Raw genomic sequence first — 20,322 nt, 5'->3', positions numbered from 1 at the left:
CAATTCTCAGGTGCAATTTTAAAACGCAAACAGCCATTTATAAAAATGGCTGTTTGCAATAGCGATCAAATCTAATTGGTGCTATTACTTTTGATGATCAATTGTCATAACAACTTTATTACCTTGCGATTGAACGGCACTGATTTTATTTGGTAATTTATCATTGCCTTTGTAGCTAAAGCTGGCACGCCATTCGCCATTTACCGAGCTAATTAGACGTTTTTGGACATCAAGCTGCGGTGCGCTGTCTGAAGGTGCTGGGCGTCCAGAAATCCAGTAAGGCATCTGAGAGATAGGTGCTTGCCAACCGGTGGCTTTTTTAAGCAGGGTTTCAGGGTCAGCCGCATTCAAAGTACCGGTTTTTTCGCTCACCAAAGTCGCAGATTGACCATTGTATTCGATATTGGTTTTACCAATGCCTAACGCACCAATGAGTTCAATGGCAAAGCGATCATTCTGTTGACCCCATGCATAAAATGCACTGCCGCCTTGCGCCCCTGTTGTATCACTCGCAGCCGTTGTAACACCAATCTTACCTGTAATATTAAAGCTCTCAAGTTTCTTTGGTTGCTCAGTATTTTGACCTTGAATGGTTGTGCTAGGCTGGTTGGTCGCGTTGGCGGTCTTCATAGACTGACAGCCAGAGGTAATTACCATTGCTGCTGTCATAGCGGCAAATAGGGCCAATTTATTAGGTTTATAAAAAGATCGCAGGGTAGACATGATGTTTCCTCAAAAATAGACAAATTTGCAAAATTTTTGTTTCGAAAGCAGGTTAGCTTAAGTGTTATTTGTTACTCAGTTATGCGTGGCTGTTAGCTTCTTATACATGACTTGTAATAATAGGATGTCGTATTTGAGGACTTAGAAGCACTATGCCATTGCTTATTAATTATATCGTTTGTTATTAATACAATTGTATACGGTCATTGATATTGTGTTGCCCAAATGAGAAGCGCTGCTGCAAGTCGGCAAGTATAGCGTCAACTTTTTCATTGTCGCCTAAGCCTTGATAAGCGCGTAATAGCAATGTCCCTGAGCGTAAAGTAGGGAGCACATCGTAAGGCGTTTGCAGATAGTCGATCACTTGCTGATAATTCTCGTTTGCCAGCGCATTACTTGCCAGTACATTGAGGGCTTGCAGGTGCAGCTCATTGTCATAGCGAGGGTCATCGTAGCGTATTTGTATGATCGCTGTCGCCAACGCCAATCCTTGCTCAGAACCACGCTCATTGGCCAGCAATAACTGGGCGTAACTTAGCTGATAAGCAGGATTGCTGGGGTCAAGCGCTTGCAAGTGATTAAGTAAGGTACGCTTGACGATATAGTCCTCTTTATCATCAAGGAGCTGGGCGCGTGCAAAAAGCAGCATCTCATTATCAGGGTATTTACGAGCAGCCTTAGTTAATAGGCGTAAGGCTTCTGCAGGTTCATTCTGTTGCCATAAGATATCCGCTTGTAGCACAAAGCTATCAGGAGCGAAGACGCTAAAGTCTTTACGCAGCTTTTCTAACGTTGCGATAGCGGCATCAATATTATTATTGAGTAAGTCTAATGCGACCACTTTTCGTCGAGCTTCCAATACCAAGTCCTCTTGCATGACAGCATTGAGATAGTATTTGGCTTGCTCAAAGTTTTGCTGACGCTCGGCACTGATGCCCAGATAATAATAAGATTGATCTAAATAAGCGGGATTTTTGGCAAGCGTATTAAGCAATTGATCGGCACTAGTATATTTTTCAATATCTAAGCTAACCAGCGCCGCTAACAAGGTAATCTCAGCATCATCGGCAAAGCGCTGATGAGCGTCTAACAATAGCTGCCACGCTTGCTCATTCTGTTTTAAATCAAGCAAATAGCGAATCTCATACAAGTATAGATTCTTACTGTCAGCATTACGCAAGCGTGCTTGTCTGAGATACTCAATGACTGCTTCTGGCGTTTCGATTTTGCGCAAGATATCTGCTTTTAAGGTAATAAAAGGCACATAATCCGGCTGGCGCTCAACTGCTCGATTGATATGAACAATGGCAATCTCAGGTTCATTAAACTGATAAAGCAAGCCAGCTTTTAAGACTGACAGCGAGGCATTTTGTTCACTGGCGATAGGTTGCAGAGCGGCGAGTAATTCACGCTTATCATCATCGCTGTTTGGGTAAATGCCAATCAGAATTTCGCTAAGGTCGGCGCGAGGATCATAGCTCAAGATGCGATTTAGAGTTTCGCCTGCCAACTCATAATCGTGCGCCCGCAGTGCCAAATGAGCAACATAAAACCAAGCAGGCACATGGTCTGGGTTTTCATCTTGCCATGCTTTGGCAAATTGTAAAGATTCTTCGACCCTATCATTACGTAACGACAAGCTCAGCGCGCGCTCAAATACGGCTGTGGCGTCTTGTTTAAATGATTGCTGCTTATAGATAATCAGCGCACGCTCGGTATCATCACGATTTGCAGAAAATTCTGCATCTAATAAGGCATACAAGCTTGGTTCATTGCTTATTTTATTGAGGTCAGATGACGGAGTACTTTCGGTTATCGAAGCATCAGTTATCAAATTTTTATTATCGATGCTTTTAGTCACTGGTGTGTGACTGTTAATGACTTGACTAGAGGCATTAATGGTTCTGGTAACGGTGGCACTACTAGTGTTAGTGGGAGAGACTTTGGGCAAAGCTATGTTTGGTGAGACAATGGCATGGTCAGCATAGGCAGGGAATCCTAGGCACAAACAAACCGCCAACGAAAACGCTAGCTTATAACGTTGGCATAGCCGATCAATGAGAGCATGCAACAAAGCGCTAAGGCTAGATTGAGCGTTATGCATAGATTGTCGTCTAAATGAAGACCCAAAAAAGACCATAGCGTACAGTATTCACCTATTCTGACCTTGTTTCTATGCCTAGTAAAAGGATTTGCAGCATAGAAGGCTGGGTTTATTATAATCGTTTTAAAAACAGATATCTGTGACGAATAATGATGTCAAACATTATAAGAGTAGCATGAAGGGATACACAATAGCAGCCGTGTTACTTAGGCATCAGCAATAGGGCAAATTTATTCTATTGACAGTCCTGAATAAAAGAAATACAAATGTTATCAATCACTACTGGGGTTAATTTTTCTTGCTTGCTGTGATTACGCTGTGCCTGCGCAGACAGAGGCTGCGAATAATCAACCCCAGTAGTTCTGTATTCTTTTAAAAGTGGATCAACTATAGTAGCACCCGAATTTAAGGGTAACATTGTTAGCTTTAAGTAAACCTATATGCAAGTGTTTGAATGTTAAGCCAGTAATCGCAGTTGATTTGTAAGCCATGCGCCCAGATACAGACAAAGTGCTGGCTTATAGAGGTGAGTGTTAAATAAAGCTATCAATAATGATATAATAAACGCTTTTTATTATTTTACTTTCAAAGTTGCCTAATAAAAGCTATTTTTCAAAGATTTCTTGTCAAAAGCTGTCTTTGAAAAACGGGATTTTAATTTTTTAAAAACCGCTAAAGGTGTTTGGTTGGCGAGTGAATATCATATTTATGGTCTGTCAATAATGAGATTAGTGGTCATTGGGGTCAATCACAAAACTGCACCAGTCGCTCTACGAGAGCGCTTGGCGCTTGTCGGTGACGAGGTCAATATCGCACTTGCGCAGCTACAAGGCTTTAGCGACGGTAGCGTAATAGTCTCCACCTGCAACCGGACAGAGATTTATGCATTGGTCCCAGAAAGCATATTATCCCCAAACACAACATTATTGCCAAATTCAGCCTCAGCAGTTGTAGAGACTTCAGTTATAGAGTCTAGTGTAACGGCTAACAACAGCGCCAACCTTTCATCGACTATCATCAGTGCTCACATCCTAAAAATTAAAACTTGGCTTGCAGGTTTTAAGCAATTATCACTGGATGAGATTGACCCTTATTTGTATGTCCATCGAGATACGCATGCCTTAACCCATTGGCTACGAGTGGCTGCAGGTCTTGACTCTATGATACTCGGTGAGCCGCAGATACTGGGGCAAATCAAGCGCGCTGTGCATATGGCGCAAGATCAAAAAGCGCTTAGCAATCAGCTAGGTTGGATTGTTGATCAGGTATTTGCAGCGGCAAAACGAGTACGTAATGAGACCCAAGTTGGCGCACAAGCCGTATCACTTAGCTATGCTGCTGCCAAACTGGTGACGCAAATCTTTGATGATTTGCCAAGTCGTACTTTGCTGGTGGTAGCTGCTGGCGAGATGAACCGCTTGGTAGCGACGCATATCGCAGGTCTTGGAGTCGGTCGCGTTATTATTTGCAACCGTAATCCTGAACGCGCAGAAGCGTTAGCGGCTGAGCTGCGCAATCCCAATCGCCGGATCGAAGTCAGAACGCTGCAAGAGCTGCCACAAGTATTGGCAGAAGCCGATATTGTGAGCAGCTGTAGCGGTAGCATGGACATATTGATTGATAAAACCATGACGCTGCGAGCACTGAAAAGCCGTCGCTATCAGCCGATGCTGATGATTGACTTGGCGGTGCCGCGTGATATTGATTCGACTGTCAGCCGGATAGACGACGTTTATCTATATTCTGTCGATGACTTACAACATGTGATAGCCGGTAATATTGAACAACGCCGTCAAGCAGCAGTAGATGCTGAGCTGTTAGTCAGTCAATTGGTGGTTGAGATGGATCGCCGCTTTCAAGTACGCCAAGTAGGCAAGGATATTCAGCAATATCGCGCGCGTACTCATGAGCAGGTAAACAAACTATTGCAGGCGTCTATCGCAGAGCTGCAAAGCGATAATGCTAACCCTGAAGATATTATGATTGAGCTAACGCGGCGCTTAACGCAAAACTTGACCCATGCGCCCTCCAAGCTCATGCGTAAGGCGGCACGCGAAGGTGACAATGAATTACTCGATTTTGTGGTATCAGGTTTACAAGACGCCCATCGGAATCACTGATAGTTGCCTTTTATCATCAAAAATAATAAATTGTATCAGTATGGTTTTAACGCAAACATAGCATTGTCAACCTGCATTATCAGTGCTAATATCGAGCTGTTATGACGATATTAAGTGATGATGCTTGATTGATGAATAGGGACTGTTTTTAGGATACTCGAGCGGTATTCGTTACAACACTAGCGTCTTTATACTATTTAACTTTTATCTATCCAATCAATCATTTTCAATCACTACTGTTATCAGTCTACTACCGCGTAGCAACGATAATGGTTTGCGTATCTTATGCGCTTTCACTCAATATCTGATGACATCAACGACGTAAAAGATACCACCGTCAACGGCAATAGCGCTAGGATAAAGTGCTACATCGTCCACCCTGCGTCATATTCTCAATTATTACTCGATATTCGTACTTAGTGAATGCTATCTATAAACGTATCTGGCTATCATATTACGTTGGTCAAAAAATGTTTGATTAAAATAATAGCTGACCTAAATTGACTAAGACAGTATCTAGATTTTGTTATCACTCATACTTAAAAAATATTACAACAGACAGGAGCGTCACATGACTGCATTACGTCAAGATATTGATCCAAACGGCTTATTAGAATATTCAGTGGTTTATACCGACCGCGCCCTTAATCATATGTCAAAAGCCTTCCAAGAGGTGATGAATGATTTGCTCAGCAACCTAAAAACAGTCTATAACGCTGAAGCCGCGGTTATTATTCCAGGTTCTGGTACCTACGGCATGGAAGCAGTCGCCCGTCAGCTGACCATTGATGAAGATTGTCTCATTATCCGTAACGGTTGGTTTAGCTATCGCTGGACGCAAATATTAGAAAAAGGCAAATTTGCCAAATCATCTACGGTACTAACGGCTGAGCGTACAGAAGAGACGGAAGCGCCAAAACCATTTGCGCCAGTGGATATCGAAACGGCGGTTGCCAAAATTAAAGCAGACAAATCTGCTGTCGTTTATGCACCGCACGTTGAAACGTCGTCGGGCATTATCTTGTCAGAAGACTACATCAAAGCATTAAGCGCGGCCGTACATAGTGTTGGCGGTTTATTGGTTATTGACTGTATCGCTTCAGGTTGTGTATGGTTAGATATGAAAAAATTGGGCATTGATGTGCTCATCAGTGCGCCGCAAAAAGGCTGGAGTAGCACACCATGTGCAGGTCTGGTTATGCTCAGTGACGCTGCTATCAAAAAGGTAGAAACCACGGAGTCTAACTGCTTTAGCCTTGATTTAAAGCAATGGTTAACCATCATGCGTGCGTACGAAAACGGCGGTCACGCTTATCATGCGACTATGCCAACCGATAGCTTGCGTCAATTCCGCGATACTATCTTGGAAGCAAAAGAGATTGGCTTTGATAAATTGTGTGATGCACAATGGGAGCTTGGCAACCGCGTCCGTAAGGTACTGGCAGATAAAGGTATTGAAAGCGTTGCTGCCAAAGGTTTTGAAGCACCAGGCGTTGTCGTATCTTATACCGACCGTGATGACATCCATAAAGGCATTGCTTTTGCTGAAGCTGGATTGCAAATCGCTGCTGGCGTACCGCTAAAAGTCGGTGAGCCTGATAACTTCAAAACGTTCCGTTTAGGTCTATTTGGTTTGGATAAATTAACCGATATCGACGGCGCGGTAGAGCGTTTTGAAAAAGCGCTTGATGAAGTCCTAGCAAAATGATTTGAGAGGCTGACTCGTTTATTAACGACTATATTTATTAAGCCAGTCAGCCATCAAATGAAGAGATACTGAGCAATGCGTGACGCAATGTTCAGTATTTTTTTACTTTTTCATTATGTTTTATAATATAATGTATTTATATAAAATAATATGTAGTAAGATATAAACAATAAAAAATCGTTTATAGCAGTAGTACAATATCGTTGTTAAACTCAATTGAAGATATAAAACCATTTTTAATAAAAAATCAGCTTAGGTAATCATTATGGGTATACAAATAGACTGGCAAGCTTTTACGCCAATTTCCTTGGTAGGCGGGCTGATGCTAGGCGTTGCAACGGTTATCTTGCTATTGGGCATTGGTCGTATTGCGGGTATTAGTGGTATTTTCTCAAGTCTTCTTAAACCCAAGCGCGTCGAGATGTGGCAGGTATTATTTATTGCAGGTCTGATTCTCTCGCCATTATTATATAGTTTATTTAGACCGTTACCTGATATCGAAATCAGTACCTCGATACCGTTATTAATCGGTGCAGGGCTATTGGTTGGTTTTGGGACGCGTTTAGGTTCAGGCTGTACCAGCGGACATGGTATTTGTGGTAATGCGCGACTGTCGCCACGGTCGATGGCGGCAACAGTGACCTTTATGTTATTTGGTATTGTGACGGTTTATATTGGTCGACATCTCTTGGGCTTAATTTAAACAACACATTGCTAAGACAACGTTGAATAGGATTCATAAAAGCTTATATCCACGAATGAAGTGCGAGACATAATGATGCTAAAAAATATAATTGGGTTACTGGCAGGTCTGCTATTTGGTATTGGGTTATTAATCTCAGGTATGACTGATCCTGTTAAAGTACAGGGCTTTTTAGACGTCTTTGGTGCATGGGATATTTCCCTTGCCTTGGTGATGGGTGGCGGTCTAATGGTGGCGATAGTCGGTGTACAATTGGCTAAGCGTCAACAGACCAGCTGGATTGGCACCTTAATTGAGATGCCCAGCAAAACAGTGATTAATAAAAAACTGTTAATCGGCGCGATGCTATTCGGTATCGGCTGGGGCTTGGTAGGTATTTGCCCAGGTCCTGGTATTGTGCTGCTCGGCACAGGACAATGGCAGGCATATGTTTTTATCCCAGCGATGATAATCGGTATGCTGGTGTATCAATGGCTGGAGCCAAGGCTTAATTAGTTTTTTGATTAATAATAAGCTTGGTTTTCTTAGCACAATAAAAAGGTTAGCCTACATTCATTAGGCTGACCTTTTTTATCAATGATGATTCATTAATATTAACGATACTTCCGTATTATTAAGGCTTAATGATAAACACTTACTTAGCACTAGCCGTTACTTTTGGCGTTTCATGTGCTAAGGATTTGGCCGCTTGACGCAGCTCAAACTTCTGCACTTTACCAGTGCTTGTCTTTGGGATTTCAGCAAAGACAATATATTTTGGTACTTTAAAACCAGCAAGGTGCTGTTTGCAATGTTCCATCACATGATCGCGCTGTAAAGTGCTGCCTTCATGAATCTCGATAAAGGCGACAGGTACTTCGCCCCATTTATCATGCGGCGCGGCGACGACCGCACAGCTTTGAATTTCTAGCATTTTATATAGGACGTTCTCGACTTCGATACTAGAGATGTTTTCACCGCCTGATATGATAATATCTTTAAGCCTGTCCATGATTTTGATATAGCCGTCAGGATATTTGACCCCTAAATCACCGGTGCGGAACCAGCCATCAGTCAAGGCTTCTTCGGTGGCTTTACGACTTTTTAGATAACCTTTCATTACCATATTACCGCGCAGTGCCAGCTCGCCCATCTCTTCGCCATCAGCAGCAACTGGCTCAGTAGTCCCTTGTTTAAACAGCTCAAAGCCACTCATCAAATGTGACGTTACGCCCTGACGTGATTTCTTTTGCGCACGAGCAGCGACATCCAGCTCATCCCATTCTTGCTGCTCAGCGCATACAGTAACCGGTCCATATACTTCGGTAAGACCGTAAACGTGCGAGATATGAAAGCCCATTGCTTCCATGGCAGCAAGCATGGTTTCAGACGGCGGCGCACCAGCAACCCAGCCTTTGACTTCATGATTAATGGCGTCTTTATATTCAGACTTGCCGCCTGCAATCATATTGTGTACCACGGGTGCTGAGCAATAATGACTGACTTTATACTTGGCAATCAGCTGCAAAATCAAATCAGCATCAATCTTACGCAAGCAGACGTTGACGCCCGCACGTTCGGCAATCGTCCACGGAAAGCACCAACCATTACAGTGAAATAATGGCAGCGTCCATAGATACATAGGGTGCTTTGGCATATCCCAATCTAAAATATTGGAGACGGCATTGAGCGTCGCACCTCGATGATGATAGACCACGCCTTTGGGCTTACCCGTCGTGCCAGAGGTATAGTTGAGCGCGATAGCATCCCATTCATCTAATGGTTTTTCCCAATTATCCAAACTGTCTGAGCTGGCGATTAATGCTTCGTAGCTCATTTGTCCAAAACCTTCAATATCGAGCGCCGCATCTGTCGCATGAATCACGATGAGATTAGGAAATGCTTCTTCGATCATTTCAGCATGTTCAGCAAACTCGCTGTCTAAAATTAAGACCTTTGCTTCTGAATGCTGTAGACAAAAGGTCAGGGCGTTGATATCGAGGCGGGTGTTCAGCGTACAAAGTACGCCACCTGACATGGGTACGCCAAAAGCGCATTCGACCATCGCTGGGGTGTTTGGCATCATGACTGCAACCGTGTCATTTTTATCAATGCCTAATTTACGCAGACCATCCGCCAGTTGTCTGCAACGATCATAAGTCTGTTGCCACGTTTGGGTGAGGTTATTATGTTCTAAGTCGTCATAGATAATAGCGGTTCTGTCAGGATAGACCTGCGCGCTACGGATGATAAAATCAATAGGAGTAAGCGGTTGATGGTTGGCAGCATTTCTGCCGAGACCGGTATGGAAGTCTGTCATGCAGATAGTCCTTTATCGTATGTTTTTATAGTCGATGACGCAGTAATGGTGCTTTGCTGTCGCCAATCAACTGTATCAGGATCTAATTATTATAGACAGTCGCAGGCAAAGTTTGGACAGGTTTTGTGGAGTTTATTTAACTATCTGCAAAAAACCTCACTAATTAATAGGATCGTTCAGCGCTGCTATTAATTAGTGTTCACTCATCAGTCGCTTGTCTGCATAGCTGATGATAATAGCGGTGTGGTACGATACTGTAACGCTAAATCCTATAGCACGAGCAATATAAGCACTCTTACAAAGCATTCCTAAAAAATATTCTCATAAACCATTCATAAGGAAAATGATATGTCCGCCAGCCGTACTGCCAATTCTATTGAGACCACCAGCACCAACGAACACTACCCACATTTATTTGAGCCGCTAGATTTGGGCTTTACCACGCTTAAAAACCGCATGGTGATGGGTTCGATGCATACGGGGCTTGAAGACCGTTTTTATAATTACGGCAAACTAGCGGCGTATTTCGCAGAGCGTGCCAAAGGCGGCGTGGCGATGATGATCACCGGTGGTATTGCGCCGAATCGTGAAGGTTGGTTGTCGCCTGTTGGTGGCACGATGAATACCAAAGCTGATGTGATTAATCATCAGCGTGTCACTCGTGCAGCACATAAGTATGACAGCAAAATCATCATGCAAATTTTGCACAGTGGACGCTACGGTTATCAACCGTTTGTGGTGTCATCGAGTCCGATAAAATCACCAATCTCGCCATTTAAACCGCGTAAGATGAGCATTAAAAATATCGAGCAAACGGTAAAAGATTATGCCCGTTGCGCAAAGCTTGCTAAGCAGGCGGGTTATGATGGTGTCGAAATCATGGGCTCAGAAGGGTATTTGCTGAATCAGTTTTTATCGCGCCATGTCAATAAACGGACGGACGAGTATGGCGGTGACATTCAAAATCGTATGAAGTTTGCGGTTGATGTGGTCAAAGCGGTGCGAGAAGCTGCCGGTGAAGACTTTATTATTCTATTTCGCTTATCAGTGATTGACTTGGTCAAAGACGGTAACGTCATGGACGAAGTCATCACTGTTGCCAAAGCGTTAGAAGAGGCGGGCGTGACCATCATGAATACGGGCATCGGCTGGCATGAAGCTCGCATTCCGACGATTGTCACTAGTGTACCGCGTGCGGCGTTTGTTGATTTTACCGCTGAAATTAAAAAGCATATTAACATTCCGATGATGGCGGCTAACCGTATCAATATGCCAGAAACCGCTGAAGATATTGTCGCCAGTGGTCAGGCGGATATGATTCAAATGGCGCGTCCATTCTTAGCCGATGCCCATTGGGTTGATAAAGCCAAAAACGGTCAAGCCGATCGCATCAATACCTGTATCGCCTGTAACCAAGCTTGTCTCGATCATACTTTTGCCAATAAACGCTCAACTTGTCTGGTCAATCCCCAAGCCTGCTACGAGACTGAATTGGTTTATAAGAAAACCAAAAAACCTAAAAAGGTCGCAGTCATTGGTGGCGGTGTCGCTGGCATGTCAGCCGCTCACGTCGCCGCGCTACGTGGTCATAAGGTCACGCTATTTGAAGCAAAAGATATCTTGGGCGGGCAGTTCAATTATGCCAAAGTCATCCCGGGTAAAGAAGAATTCTTTGAGACCATTCGCTACTATATCAATGAGCTTGAACACTTAGGCGTTGAGATTAAACTCAATACCAAAGTCGATAAAGCCATGCTAGAAAAAGCCAAATTCCATCATGTCATCGTCGCTACTGGTGTCGTGCCTAGAAGTCTCGCAGGTAAGCTGGAAGGAGCTGACTTGCCACAAGTGATGAGCTATGCTGAATTGCTCTCTGGTGAAAAATCAGTCGGTGATACGGTTGCCGTTATTGGCGCGGGTGGTATCGGTTTTGACGTCAGTGAATATCTCACAGCTAAGCATGGTCAGCCGCTTGATGAGCTAGGCCCTGAGCTGTTGAAAGACCCAAGCTATCGTCCAAAAGCGCAGTCAGTTAGCGAGTGGCGTGAAGAGTGGGGCGTAACTTCTGATACCGATTACCAAACTGAGGGTGGTCTGATTAAGCCTGAAGCCATCAAGCCTATTCGCCAAGTCTATCTGATGCAGCGTACCAAAGGTCGCTTGGGTAGTGGTCTGAATAAAACCTCGGGCTGGGTACATCGTGCTCATATCAAATCGCATGGTGTCATTCAAGTATCGGGGGCGCAGTATGACAAAATCACCAATGAAGGTGTTTGGATTACCAATAATCAAGGCCAAACTCAGCTGCTCCGTGTCGATAGCGTCGTAGTCTGTGCCGGTCAAGAGTCTGTCGTTGAGTTAATGCCAAATGTCGGTGATGCACCGGACGCGCAATACCATCTTATCGGTGGTGCAAAGCTTGCCGCTGAATTGGATGCCAAACGCGCGATTCGTGATGGTGCTGAGGTTGCGGCAGCGATTTAAGGTTTAAGTTAGAAGTTATGAGAGCAGCAAGGTAGATTATCTTGCTGCTTTTTTGTGTCTAAAACTTTGCTATCAAGTAGTTTTTAAGCCAGTATTTTAATATAGAAGAATTTATAAATCTTTAGTAAAAGATTCTAGCTTCCAGTCCAAGCTTGAGTAATCTTGAAAATAAAAAGTCTATTAAGTAATATCTACCAATCCATATTTGCACTATTATCACTGACTGTATTTAAGTGCTCAATTAGACTTTCCATATTGTTAAGTGATTTCAGAGCATCTTCATAAGTGGAGTCATTGGTGAAAGTAAGGATACTTGGCAAAGCACTTCTTATATAAATAATTTCTAAAAAGTCGTCTGAATCCCAATAGAAATGTATAAAATCTTCTATCGCTTTGAGTGCTTCCTTTTCCTCAAATTCGGTATCAGGTTGGATAGAAAATCGTGAACCACTTTTCTGGTTAGTCATAAGTAACGGAACAGCACCTACTTTAGAGTGAATCTGAAAAGCTTCGCCATTTTTACCAAACGCTCCATGAGCCATATAGTTTCTTATTTGTTTTTTGATCAAAGCTAACTTATCGTAATGTGGTCTAACCAATTTATCTTGGACATCAAGACATGTTTTAAATTTAGTTGCCCAGTCATCTTGAGCAAGCCGCCCTACATCTTCTCCTGTCAACAAAGCACCCTTTATTATTGCAGCATGAATGAATATATGTTCAGTAAAACTATAAAATGCATCAATTACTGATAGTGCTAACCATTCTGTTTCTTTTTTAAGTTCCTTAGATTCTGCATAAATGCTTAAAAACTGTCCAATATCTAGTGTTTCTTCTGCATCTTTATGAGATACATCCTCTTGAGTTTTTTTCTTATATTCTTCAAGAAAAAAGATGTACCGACTATATAATCTTAGACTAAGATTTAAAACATTTAAATTAGATTGTTTTGCAGCTTCATTTGCGACCCAATCAAAATATGGTTTTGCGGCTTTCACAGCGTCATTTATTTTCTTCACAATCTCCTGGCATTCGTTTTCTTGATTTTCCTTGTCTGCTATAAAAAGTCCCATCCCTAGCTTCCTATGTTCTAAAAGATAAGCGGCTCCGTTATAATCAATTGGAATCGACCAAGCAACTTTTTCAAATCGACCTAAGTTTTTGAAACCAAGTAAGTCAACAAAAAGAAAATATATTAAGTAATAAGGAGGTAGGTTTTCCCCCGCGTCTGCTCGAACAGCTTTGAAAAGAAAGTCCTTGTCAGCTTTAGTGCGTTTTTTAACAGCACAATTAATAGGATTAAGTATTTTTTGAATTTTCTCTTTCAAAATATCTATATCATTCGGAAATATCATTTCGTTTCTCAACTCCTAATTCGCTAAGCTCTATCTAACTACAAAATATAAAAATTTTTAGTCATCAACTTATCTTAATTTAGCATAGCTAAACATAGTTTTAGTTTTCATATTTAACTCATTAATTCGCTGGACTAAAAGCCCAGCCTACAATCTAAACTCACTATTCAAAAAACCCCCTCCCAAGCCTCCCTATCCATGCTAAATTAAACCCTATCAGCGACACTCAATCGTACTCATTACTCACGCCATAAAAAAGGATTTTATAATGGTTGTGTTAAAAACCATGTTTAAATGGATCGTTTTGCCTATTTTAGCGCTACTCATTATTATCAGCTTGGGCTTAGTAGTGACTGGTAATGCTTATATCTTTCGCGGTTTACAGCTTACTTACCTTAAAGGTGAAGCCACTGCCAATATTGATGATTATATCGATTTTGACAATCGGACTATCCGTGCAAAAGACGCTACCGAATGGGAAAAAAACTCCAATCTTGAGCAAGTCAAACTCACCCCAACGTTGCAGAATGCTTTAGATACAGACCAAACAGTGGCCTTTGCTATTATCAAAGACGGCAAGCTACTGTACGAAAACTACTGGCAAGGTTATGGCAGCGATTCGCACACCAACAGCTTTTCGATGGCAAAAACCGTCACGACTATGCTCTATCTCAAAGCGGTAGAAGACGGTTACATCGGCAGCATTGATGAGCCGATTACCAAGTGGTTGCCTGAATATGCGGACAATCAATATGCGCAAAACTGTACCCTCGCGGATTTATCAGCGATGACCTCAGGCTATGATTGGACGGAGGATTATTACTTTCCCATCAATCCCACCGCAGAATCCTACTATGGTCATGACTTAGTTAAGCAAATGGTCAATCGAGATTTCGTCGAAGAATGTGGAGGTCAGTTTGAATACTCATCGGGCGATACGCAAATGCTCGGTATTGCTCTATCACGTGCGTTAGAACCTCATGGCTATACCCTATCTAGCTATTTGGAAGAGAAGTTTTGGCAACCTTTAGGGATGCAAGGCGACGCCTATTGGTCGCTTGACGGCTCAGAGAGCATCGAAAAAGTATATTGCTGTCTAAACGCCAGTGCGCTGGATTTTGCTAAATTTGGGCAGTTATTATTAGATGGTGGCGAGTGGCAAGGTGAGCAACTGCTTAGCAAAGCGCATGTTGATTTTATGATTACGCCAAACGCGGGTGCATTTGTAGAAGGGCAGGCGCAAGTATATGGGCATTCGGTGTGGACGGATATGGACAGTCCGATTCCTTTTTATGCCATGCTCGGTCACTTGGGGCAGCGAGTGTTAATACTACCAGAAGAGAACGCAATTATCGTCAGATTGGGCAAGCAGAAAGGTTTGCCCACACCAGTAGAGGGATTTCATTTAGAGCCAGATTTGGGTCAATATGTGACGGAGGTGAAAAGGATTTTGGATGGCTTAGAATAAAAATAGGAGCGGTTGCAAATATTTATTTCACTTGCAACCGCAAGGCTTTAACCTTCCATCTCTCCAATTAGCCACTCCGACACGTCATCAATCTGCGCTGCCAATGCAGGATGCGCTTCACTTAATTCATCAAACTTAACTGTAATATCATGCGTATCATATTTAACGTCAGTCAGCGTGTCTTTTAACAGATCAATTAATTCCACGTTTAGTGCGTCAGAGAATATCACTACCTCTGAAATCACTGCTTGCTTCACATCGAGGTGCAAATCAATAATGCCCCAATCAAAGCGTGTCTCAATATGATGGGTAAATTCAGGTGTCTTACCAAAGCGCCAATCCCAATCTGCCATTTGCTGATAGTATTTATTAAGCGTCGGCTGCTTAGCGAGGCTGGCTTCATCCAATTCTTCTACTGGCGTAGTGTCGCCATAATCTTTGTCACGATAGTATTCGCAAAACGCTTCGATAATTGCATCAGATAACGTCTCGTGATTGATGTCTTCATTAAACTCAACCAGATTAGCGACTCGCGCGCGTACAGACTTGATGCCTTTGGCTTTAAGCTTAAGTGGATGCGGATTAAGATAATCGCCCAGCTTTTGCATGTTAGCGTTCACTAGTAATGTGCCATGATGAAAGCTGCGATCAGCCGCGTGTTTAAAGGCGCTGCCTGATATCTTTTTATCGCCGACTTGCATATCGTTACGACCAGATAAATCCGCCTCTATACCTAACTTCTTTAGCGCATTAATGATGATGGTAAAGTTCGCTGCTTGGTCGTAGTCGTCTTTGGGCGATAAAAAAGTAAAGTTGGTATTGCCCAAATCATGAAATACCGCGCCACCGCCACTCTGACGCCGTGCCAAAAACACATCGTCGGCTTCCATCTTATCGATTTTGCATTCTACCCATGGGTTTTGCGAGCGCCCAATGACCACGGTCTCGCTATTGCGCCATAAGAATAACGTGTGCGAGTCTGGGTCGAGGGCTTGGAATATCCAATCTTCGGTCGCGAGGTTAAACCAAGGGTTGGTCACGGCAGACTTTAAGATGCGCAGTTTCATTATTTATCCTTTTTCTCGAATGATTTTCTAGATTGGGTGTTATAAATAAATACTGTCATTCTCACCGATGCGAGTTTGGAATTCAATTGCTGTGTGGTAGTGAGGATTGACGATTGAAGCTGACAACTATCAATGTACAGACTTGACCTTCTGAATAATTTCGCTTATCATCTTGTTTCAATGTACTAGAACACAAATACATTAAAATATTCTTATCATTAAAAACGCTAAATAATTCGGCAAAGACAACAATATTCATATTCCATTTAAAATAATAAGGCTTAACTATGACAACGCAAAATACCGCCACTGGCTACGGTTTACATCAATCAATTTTGCCCAATGACGATGGTTTATACGGAGAGTTCGGTGGCAAAATCGGTCATCCTGATCTTGCCAAAGCCATGGCAGAGATCGAAGTAGGCTTTCGTGAAATCATTAAAAATGACGATTTTATCGTTGAGATGAAGCGCTTGCGTGAGACCTATGTTGGTCGTCCAAGTCCTATTTATCATGCGCAGCGTTTGACGGAGCATTGTGGCGGCGCGCAGATTTATTTTAAACGTGAAGATTTAAACCATACGGGCGCGCATAAGATTAATCACTGTTTGGGTGAAGTATTATTAGCCAAGAAATTAGGCAAAACCAAAGTAATTGCCGAAACGGGCGCGGGGCAACATGGCGTAGCATTGGCAACGGCAGCGGCATTGATGGGATTAGAATGTGAGATCCACATGGGTGTGGTCGATATTAAAAAAGAACATCCAAACGTCAGCCGTATGAAGATTTTGGGTGCCAATATCGTACCAGTCTCACGCGGCGCAGGGACGCTAAAAGAAGCAGTCGATAGCGCTTTTGAGACTTATCTTAATGAGCTTGATAGCAGTATGTTTGCGATTGGCTCGGCATTAGGTCCTGCGCCATACCCTGAAATGGTCAGCTATTTTCAGTCAGTGGTCGGACATGAAGCACGGGCGCAGTTCTTAGCGACGACGGGTAAGCTGCCTAATAAAGTGGTCGCTTGTGTTGGCGGCGGCTCTAATGCTATTGGCATGTTTAGTGGCTTTTTTGATGATAAAGATGTAGAAAAAATAGGCGTGGAACCAGCAGGCGAAGGCTTGGATACCCCTAACCATGCGGCGACGATGTCACTGGGCGTGAAAGGCGAGATTCACGGTTTTAAATGCTATGTACTGCTCGATGAAAAAGGTGAGCCAGCTCCTGTACATTCGATTGCCTCCGGTCTTGATTATCCAGGGGTTGGACCACAGCATTCGCACCTGCGAGATTTAGAGCTCGCGACCTATGAGTCAGCGACTGATGCAGAATGTTTAGAAGCGTTTATGGCATTATCACGCCTTGAGGGTATTATTCCTGCCTTAGAGTCGGCACATGCCATCGCTTATGCCATGAAAATAGCCAAAGATATGTCAGCGGCTGAGACGATTTTGGTCAATTTGTCAGGGCGTGGCGATAAAGACATCGATTTTATTTTGGATAAGGTGGATTTATAAAATAAATCTGTGATAAGTACAGAAAATACAATACCTATTGAGCGCTTAACCAGTTATCATCGAGGTTTTTTTACTGTCTAATGCTCGATAGGATCATCTCATGTCTAACCGCGACCTCGTTATTTTTATCACCTTATCCTTTATGTGGTCGCTGTCTTTCATTTTTTATCGTATTGGCGTGCCTGAATTTGGCTCATTAGCTTTTGCCAGCCTACGTGTGGTCTTGGCTGGACTGACGATGTTGGTGTTTTTAATACTAAAAAAGAAAAACAGAGTAGGCATTCGTGAAAATTGGAAAGTATTAACGTTGGTTGGGCTGTTCTCCGCAGCAGTGCCCTTTATCCTGTTTGCATTTTCAGCGCGCTCGGTAAACGCTGGCGTATTGGCAGTGCTTAATGCATCTGTGCCAATGATAAGCGGCTTTATTGCCAGTGTATTTTTTAAAGACAGACTGTCAAAAAAGCAAATTCTCGGTTTGGTCATTGGTGTGATCGGCGTGATGATTCTAATGAGCGAGAACTTATTTGGCGGGCAGGGCGCTGGGTCAGGTTCTGGGTTATTGCCGATGGGCTACGCATTACTGGCCTGTGTTGGCTACGCGCTTGGGGCAAATATCACTCGAAATTACTTGGAAAATGTCTCTCCAGTAGCGATTACTGCAGGCTCGCTTATCATTGCCAGTGTGATTATGTTGCCTGTGGCGGTTTATGAGTTTCCTTATGGTAAGAGCATCAGCGTAATGGCTTGGATTTCTGTCATTTGTATCGGCGTATTTTCGACTGCCATCGCGCTGATTTTTATGAATCAGTTGATCAAAAGTATCGGTCCGGTACGAGCGACCAGTATTACTTTGGTGATTCCGATTTTTGCCATTATTTTAGGCTATCTGCTGCTTGGCGAGGCATTGGATACACCCGCGATCATTGGTTCAATAGTGATATTATTTGGTACTTATTTGTCTCTGAATTTGTCTTTTAAAAAGATGCTCAAATCATAAAACATTGACTATTTTTAAATTTCATATAAAAAAACCTGTGTAAAATAAGGTTTTTTTTGTGGCTAATGTATTCGTTTAACGGTTAAATAAAAATGATCCATATTTTGGATGTTTTAGATTTAGCCTTCGACACGTTTATTTTGGCAAAATAGTCCTTCCAAGCACTCTCTATCGTCGCCATCGGCACGCCAAATCGAAGAAAATCGCATTGCGATATACATCCAATAAAAATTTGGTGTCTTTTACCGCGTAGCCATTGGGATAACGTTGCCCATAATCTTCCCAAAATACCGCCCGTTCGACCAGCTCTTCAAAAGTAGTGGTAATAGGCAGCATCGCTCCAAAAGATATCTTGATTGTCTGTTGCCATCCGCTGGATAAAGGCTTAATGAAATAATCAGCCAATCTGATTAAAGTCATTCGCTTAATATGCTAGTAAGAGGCTTTGAATAATGAGTATTATCAATACCGATATCATGCCATATTGATATTTTTGTTTGTAATTTTTCCTTGGAATTACCTTATCTACGCCCTATAAAGAACACGGCTTATGAATAGCGTGCTTAATGCGTTTTAGACGTAATATTAAGTGTGAATTATTCATCATTAACAAATTCTATAACCGTATTTTTATAACAGCAAATAAGGCTTTTTATGGCACATGATAATTTATTCGAACCCGTCAAAATGGGCACCCAAACCCTAAAAAATCGCATTATTATGGCACCTTTGACGCGCTTGCGCTCTGTCGAGCCCGGTGACGTCCCTACAGCGCTTGCTGGTGAGTATTACTCACAGCGTAGCGGTGCTGGGCTTGTCATTGCTGAAGCGACACAGGTTTCTTTTCAGGCAAAAGGCTATGCAGGCGCGCCTGGTATCCATACCGAAGATCAGACGACAGCGTGGAAAACCATTGTCGATAATGTCCATGCAAAAGGCGGCAAGATAGTAGTACAGCTCTGGCACACTGGTCTTGTAGCGCACGAAAGTGTTCAGCCTGATGGTAAGGCGCCGATCTCTGCCTCCGATGTTCATGTGGGAGTACGTACTTCACTGCGCGATAGCAACAACCAAGCCATTCGAGTTGAAGCGACCACACCGCGTCCTGCGACACTGGAAGAGATAGAGCAAGTTATTGCTGATTTCGGTCTTGCGACCAAAAACGCTAAAGAGGCGGGCTTTGATGGAGTGGAAATTCATGGTGCACATGGCTATTTATTACATCAATTTTGGGCTGAGCATACCAATCAGCGCACTGATGAATATGGCGGTAGCCGTGAGAACCGTGCGCGCTTGATGCTGGCTGTGATTGATGCTTGTATCGATGCATGGGGTGCGGACCATGTCGGTATTCGTATTTCACCGCTTGGTACGTTCAATAATGTGGAAGCTGGATATAACGAAGATGAAAACATTTGGCTGATTGAACAAATCAATCAACGCGCTATTATGTATTTGCATTTATCTGAGCCTGATTGGGCAGGTGGAACGCCTTATAGCGATGCGTTCCGTCAGCGTGTTCGCGATGCCTTTGATCAGACAATCATTGCCGCAGGTGGTTATACAGCGGAAAAGGCTGAAAGAAACATCAAGTCAGGCTACATCGATGCCGTGGCGTTTGGCCGTGATTATATCGCCAATCCTGATTTGGCTGAGCGTATCCGAGAAGGCGCGCCGCTAAATGAACAACATCCGCAGAGCTTCTATGGTGGCGGCACAGAAGGCTATACCGATTATCCGTTTTTAAACCAAGCATAATGGTTTGACAGTCAATAAAAAG

Annotated in this window: 15 protein-coding genes; 9 read left to right on the top strand and 6 right to left on the bottom strand. The window is 43.0% G+C overall.

Annotated features, from left to right (window positions below; all coding sequences use genetic code 11):
• Nucleotides 1–84: 84 nt before the first annotated feature.
• Together lolB and FQ083_RS04310 are read right to left on the bottom strand one after the other, a co-directional pair.
• On the bottom strand, nucleotides 85–723 hold the full coding sequence (gene lolB, locus FQ083_RS04315) for a lipoprotein insertase outer membrane protein LolB (RefSeq protein WP_149408972.1): 639 nt from the start codon (nucleotides 721–723) through the stop codon (nucleotides 85–87).
• A gap of 184 nt (nucleotides 724–907) precedes the next feature.
• A complete protein-coding gene (locus FQ083_RS04310; RefSeq protein ID WP_262880840.1) occupies nucleotides 908–2,827 on the bottom strand; it encodes a tetratricopeptide repeat protein in 1,920 nt (639 codons plus the stop codon).
• A gap of 722 nt (nucleotides 2,828–3,549) precedes the next feature.
• Here FQ083_RS04310 and hemA point away from each other — a divergent pair.
• From hemA to FQ083_RS04290, 4 genes are all read left to right on the top strand, one after another.
• On the top strand, nucleotides 3,550–4,947 hold the full coding sequence (gene hemA, locus FQ083_RS04305; RefSeq protein ID WP_149408970.1) for a glutamyl-tRNA reductase: 1,398 nt from the start codon (nucleotides 3,550–3,552) through the stop codon (nucleotides 4,945–4,947).
• Nucleotides 4,948–5,518: 571 nt separating this feature from the next.
• The gene (locus FQ083_RS04300) at nucleotides 5,519–6,655 is read left to right on the top strand and encodes an aminotransferase class V-fold PLP-dependent enzyme (protein ID WP_149408969.1); all 1,137 of its coding nucleotides are present in this window, start codon (nucleotides 5,519–5,521) and stop codon (nucleotides 6,653–6,655) included.
• 265 nt (nucleotides 6,656–6,920) lie between these two features.
• The gene (locus tag FQ083_RS04295) at nucleotides 6,921–7,358 is read left to right on the top strand and encodes a YeeE/YedE family protein (RefSeq protein ID WP_011512564.1); all 438 of its coding nucleotides are present in this window, start codon (nucleotides 6,921–6,923) and stop codon (nucleotides 7,356–7,358) included.
• 72 nt (nucleotides 7,359–7,430) lie between these two features.
• Nucleotides 7,431–7,853, top strand: coding sequence for a DUF6691 family protein (locus FQ083_RS04290; protein WP_011512565.1), 423 nt, complete (start codon nucleotides 7,431–7,433; stop codon nucleotides 7,851–7,853).
• Nucleotides 7,854–7,992: 139 nt separating this feature from the next.
• Here the strand turns inward: FQ083_RS04290 and FQ083_RS04285 are convergent, their stop codons facing one another.
• Nucleotides 7,993–9,657: an AMP-binding protein gene (locus FQ083_RS04285; RefSeq protein WP_149408968.1), complete on the bottom strand. Its 1,665-nt coding sequence runs from the start codon at nucleotides 9,655–9,657 to the stop codon at nucleotides 7,993–7,995.
• Between the two features lie 348 nt (nucleotides 9,658–10,005).
• Between FQ083_RS04285 and FQ083_RS04280 the strand changes: the two genes are divergently transcribed.
• On the top strand, nucleotides 10,006–12,141 hold the full coding sequence (locus FQ083_RS04280; protein ID WP_149408967.1) for an NADPH-dependent 2,4-dienoyl-CoA reductase: 2,136 nt from the start codon (nucleotides 10,006–10,008) through the stop codon (nucleotides 12,139–12,141).
• Between the two features lie 191 nt (nucleotides 12,142–12,332).
• On the opposite strand, the gene FQ083_RS04275 is transcribed toward FQ083_RS04280, so the two are convergent.
• Nucleotides 12,333–13,496 carry a hypothetical protein gene (locus FQ083_RS04275; protein ID WP_010196034.1) on the bottom strand — a complete coding sequence of 388 codons (1,164 nt, stop codon included), beginning with the start codon at nucleotides 13,494–13,496 and terminating at the stop codon, nucleotides 12,333–12,335.
• A gap of 268 nt (nucleotides 13,497–13,764) precedes the next feature.
• Between FQ083_RS04275 and FQ083_RS04270 the strand changes: the two genes are divergently transcribed.
• A complete protein-coding gene (locus tag FQ083_RS04270; protein ID WP_149408966.1) occupies nucleotides 13,765–14,964 on the top strand; it encodes a serine hydrolase domain-containing protein in 1,200 nt (399 codons plus the stop codon).
• Nucleotides 14,965–15,011: 47 nt separating this feature from the next.
• Here FQ083_RS04270 and FQ083_RS04265 read toward each other — a convergent pair whose 3' ends face one another.
• The gene (locus FQ083_RS04265; protein WP_149408965.1) at nucleotides 15,012–16,031 is read right to left on the bottom strand and encodes a lipoate--protein ligase; all 1,020 of its coding nucleotides are present in this window, start codon (nucleotides 16,029–16,031) and stop codon (nucleotides 15,012–15,014) included.
• 287 nt (nucleotides 16,032–16,318) lie between these two features.
• Here FQ083_RS04265 and trpB point away from each other — a divergent pair, with 287 nt between their 5' ends.
• A complete protein-coding gene (gene trpB / locus FQ083_RS04260; protein WP_149408964.1) occupies nucleotides 16,319–17,545 on the top strand; it encodes a tryptophan synthase subunit beta in 1,227 nt (408 codons plus the stop codon).
• Between the two features lie 100 nt (nucleotides 17,546–17,645).
• Entirely contained in the window at nucleotides 17,646–18,542 is an 897-nt protein-coding gene (locus FQ083_RS04255; protein WP_149408963.1) for a DMT family transporter, read from the top strand.
• A 168-nt stretch (nucleotides 18,543–18,710) separates the two neighbouring features.
• Here the strand turns inward: FQ083_RS04255 and FQ083_RS04250 are convergent, their stop codons facing one another.
• On the bottom strand, nucleotides 18,711–18,962 hold the full coding sequence (locus FQ083_RS04250; RefSeq protein ID WP_149408962.1) for a hypothetical protein: 252 nt from the start codon (nucleotides 18,960–18,962) through the stop codon (nucleotides 18,711–18,713).
• Nucleotides 18,963–19,196: 234 nt separating this feature from the next.
• Between FQ083_RS04250 and FQ083_RS04245 the strand changes: the two genes are divergently transcribed.
• A complete protein-coding gene (locus FQ083_RS04245) occupies nucleotides 19,197–20,300 on the top strand; it encodes an alkene reductase (protein WP_149408961.1) in 1,104 nt (367 codons plus the stop codon).
• Nucleotides 20,301–20,322: the final 22 nt, after the last annotated feature.

The sequence above is a fragment of the Psychrobacter sp. ANT_H59 genome (genome assembly GCF_008369225.1).
Lineage (GTDB): Bacteria > Pseudomonadota > Gammaproteobacteria > Pseudomonadales > Moraxellaceae > Psychrobacter > Psychrobacter cryohalolentis.
The sequence above is the reverse complement of the archived record's forward strand: the minus strand, read 5'-3'. Positions and strand labels throughout refer to the sequence as shown.

Bases quoted from the DNA above. Each gene is read 5' to 3' on its own strand.
- lolB (WP_149408972.1), bottom strand. From the start codon at position 723: ATGTCTACCCTGCGATCTTTTTATAAACCTAATAAATTGGCCCTATTT.
- FQ083_RS04310 (WP_262880840.1), bottom strand. From the start codon at position 2,827: ATGCATAACGCTCAATCTAGCCTTAGCGCTTTGTTGCATGCTCTCATT.
- hemA (WP_149408970.1), top strand. From the start codon at position 3,550: ATGAGATTAGTGGTCATTGGGGTCAATCACAAAACTGCACCAGTCGCT.
- FQ083_RS04300 (WP_149408969.1), top strand. From the start codon at position 5,519: ATGACTGCATTACGTCAAGATATTGATCCAAACGGCTTATTAGAATAT.
- FQ083_RS04295 (WP_011512564.1), top strand. From the start codon at position 6,921: ATGGGTATACAAATAGACTGGCAAGCTTTTACGCCAATTTCCTTGGTA.
- FQ083_RS04290 (WP_011512565.1), top strand. From the start codon at position 7,431: ATGATGCTAAAAAATATAATTGGGTTACTGGCAGGTCTGCTATTTGGT.
- FQ083_RS04285 (WP_149408968.1), bottom strand. From the start codon at position 9,657: ATGACAGACTTCCATACCGGTCTCGGCAGAAATGCTGCCAACCATCAA.
- FQ083_RS04280 (WP_149408967.1), top strand. From the start codon at position 10,006: ATGTCCGCCAGCCGTACTGCCAATTCTATTGAGACCACCAGCACCAAC.
- FQ083_RS04275 (WP_010196034.1), bottom strand. From the start codon at position 13,496: ATGATATTTCCGAATGATATAGATATTTTGAAAGAGAAAATTCAAAAA.
- FQ083_RS04270 (WP_149408966.1), top strand. From the start codon at position 13,765: ATGGTTGTGTTAAAAACCATGTTTAAATGGATCGTTTTGCCTATTTTA.
- FQ083_RS04265 (WP_149408965.1), bottom strand. From the start codon at position 16,031: ATGAAACTGCGCATCTTAAAGTCTGCCGTGACCAACCCTTGGTTTAAC.
- trpB (WP_149408964.1), top strand. From the start codon at position 16,319: ATGACAACGCAAAATACCGCCACTGGCTACGGTTTACATCAATCAATT.
- FQ083_RS04255 (WP_149408963.1), top strand. From the start codon at position 17,646: ATGTCTAACCGCGACCTCGTTATTTTTATCACCTTATCCTTTATGTGG.
- FQ083_RS04250 (WP_149408962.1), bottom strand. From the start codon at position 18,962: ATGACTTTAATCAGATTGGCTGATTATTTCATTAAGCCTTTATCCAGC.
- FQ083_RS04245 (WP_149408961.1), top strand. From the start codon at position 19,197: ATGGCACATGATAATTTATTCGAACCCGTCAAAATGGGCACCCAAACC.